The sequence below is a fragment of the Atopomonas hussainii genome (assembly GCF_900109735.1).
In the GTDB taxonomy this organism is placed as follows: domain Bacteria; phylum Pseudomonadota; class Gammaproteobacteria; order Pseudomonadales; family Pseudomonadaceae; genus Atopomonas; species Atopomonas hussainii.
Genome location: NZ_FOAS01000032.1, coordinates 1 through 2,705, shown reverse-complemented (window position 1 = coordinate 2,705; position 2,705 = coordinate 1). Strand labels below are relative to the sequence as shown.

Genomic DNA, 2,705 nt, shown 5'->3' with positions numbered 1-2,705 from the left:
CGCTTCAAAGCCTCCCAGCTATCCTACACAAGTAAATTCAAAGTCCAGTGCAAAGCTATAGTAAAGGTTCACGGGGTCTTTCCGTCTAGCCGCGGATACACTGCATCTTCACAGCGATTTCAATTTCACTGAGTCTCGGGTGGAGACAGCGCCGCCATCGTTACGCCATTCGTGCAGGTCGGAACTTACCCGACAAGGAATTTCGCTACCTTAGGACCGTTATAGTTACGGCCGCCGTTTACCGGGGCTTCGATCAAGAGCTTCGCTTGCGCTAACCCCATCAATTAACCTTCCGGCACCGGGCAGGCGTCACACCCTATACGTCCACTTTCGTGTTTGCAGAGTGCTGTGTTTTTAATAAACAGTCGCAGCGGCCTGGTATCTTCGACCGGCGTGGGCTTACGCAGTAAATACTTCACCCTCACCGGCGCACCTTCTCCCGAAGTTACGGTGCCATTTTGCCTAGTTCCTTCACCCGAGTTCTCTCAAGCGCCTTGGTATTCTCTACCCGACCACCTGTGTCGGTTTGGGGTACGGTTCCTAATTACCTGAAGCTTAGAAGCTTTTCCTGGAAGCATGGCATCAACCACTTCGCTCTCTAAAAGAGTGCTCGTCATCAGCTCTCGGCCTTGAGATTCCGGATTTGCCTAAAATCTCAGCCTACAACCTTAAACACGGACAACCAACGCCGTGCTGGCCTAGCCTTCTCCGTCCCTCCATCGCAGTAATTAGAAGTGCAGGAATATTAACCTGCTTCCCATCGACTACGCATTTCTGCCTCGCCTTAGGGGCCGACTCACCCTGCGTCGATTAACGTTGCGCAGGAAACCTTGGTCTTTCGGCGTGGGAGTTTTTCACTCCCATTGTCGTTACTCATGTCAGCATTCGCACTTCTGATACCTCCAGCAAGCTTCTCAACTCACCTTCACAGGCTTACAGAACGCTCCTCTACCGCTCACACATAGTGTGAACCCGTAGCTTCGGTGTCTAGTTTGAGCCCCGTTACATCTTCCGCGCAGGCCGACTCGACTAGTGAGCTATTACGCTTTCTTTAAAGGGTGGCTGCTTCTAAGCCAACCTCCTAGCTGTCTAAGCCTTCCCACATCGTTTCCCACTTAACTAGAACTTTGGGACCTTAGCTGACGGTCTGGGTTGTTTCCCTTTTCACGACGGACGTTAGCACCCGCCGTGTGTCTCCCACGCTGCACTTCCAGGTATTCGGAGTTTGCATCGGTTTGGTAAGTCGGGATGACCCCCTAGCCGAAACAGTGCTCTACCCCCTGGAGTGATACGTGAGGCGCTACCTAAATAGCTTTCGAGGAGAACCAGCTATCTCCGAGCTTGATTAGCCTTTCACTCCTATCCACAAGTCATCCCCTACCTTTTCAACGGGAGTGGGTTCGGTCCTCCAGTGCCTGTTACGGCACCTTCAACCTGCTCATGGATAGATCGCCCGGTTTCGGGTCTATACCCAGCGACTAAACGCCCTATTAAGACTCGGTTTCCCTACGCCTCCCCTATTCGGTTAAGCTCGCCACTGAATATAAGTCGCTGACCCATTATACAAAAGGTACGCAGTCACAGAACAAAGTCTGCTCCCACTGCTTGTATGCATACGGTTTCAGGTTCTATTTCACTCCCCTCACAGGGGTTCTTTTCGCCTTTCCCTCACGGTACTGGTTCACTATCGGTCAGTCAGTAGTATTTAGCCTTGGAGGATGGTCCCCCCATGTTCAGACAAGGTTTCACGTGCCCCGTCCTACTCGATTTCACTTCTAAGACCTTTTCATATACGGGGCTATCACCCACTATGGCCGCACTTTCCAGAGCGTTCTATTAAGATCAAAGAAGCTTAAGGGCTGCTCCCCGTTCGCTCGCCACTACTTAGGGAATCTCGGTTGATTTCTTTTCCTCGGGGTACTTAGATGTTTCAGTTCTCCCGGTTCGCCTCTTACACCTATGTATTCAGTGTAAGATACCTAGCTTATGCTAAGTGGGTTTCCCCATTCAGAGATCTCCGGATCAAAGGTTATTTGCCACCTCCCCGAAGCTTATCGCAGGCTATCACGTCTTTCATCGCCTCTGACTGCCAAGGCATCCACCGTATGCACTTATTCACTTGACCATATAACCCCAAATAATCTGGAGTCAGTCAGTAAACTTTTTGACATTCGCCGAAAACTTGCGCTTGAACTCGCAAATTTTACCTTGGCTTAACTAATTATCAGTGAAAATAATTAATTAGCCACTTCTATCACATACCCAAATTTTTAAAGAACGTTCCGGTCAAAGACCAGACAACAAAGCTTTAATAACTTTAAAAGCTTTCCTGTCTGTGCTTTCCCTTCTCTTCTAACCCGGCGAATCTAGCAAGTTGGTGGAGCCAAGGAGGATCGAACTCCTGACCTCCTGCGTGCAAGGCAGGCGCTCTCCCAGCTGAGCTATGGCCCCAATTTCGGCTGGCTGTTACGCCCACTAAAATTGGTGGGTCTGGGCAGAGTTGAACTGCCGACCTCACCCTTATCAGGGGTGCGCTCTAACCAACTGAGCTACAGACCCAATCGCCTTCGCCTTCGAATCAAGCAATTCGTGTGAGTACTTACAACAATGTGATCTTTCGATTAAGGAGGTGATCCAGCCCCAGGTTCCCCTAGGGCTACCTTGTTACGACTTCACCCCAGTCATGAATCACTCCGTGGTAACCG

2 tRNA genes and 2 rRNA genes are annotated in these 2,705 nt (G+C 50.4%); all 4 read right to left on the bottom strand.

What is annotated here, in order from left to right:
• Positions 1-2,125 (bottom strand): 23S ribosomal RNA (locus BMX80_RS17460); the annotation flags it as partial.
• 250 nt (positions 2,126-2,375) lie between these two features.
• Positions 2,376-2,451 (bottom strand) — tRNA-Ala (locus BMX80_RS17455).
• Between the two features lie 31 nt (positions 2,452-2,482).
• Positions 2,483-2,559: transfer RNA gene (locus BMX80_RS17450), tRNA-Ile, on the bottom strand.
• Positions 2,560-2,622: 63 nt separating this feature from the next.
• Positions 2,623-2,705: ribosomal RNA gene (locus BMX80_RS17445) — 16S ribosomal RNA — on the bottom strand; the annotation flags it as partial.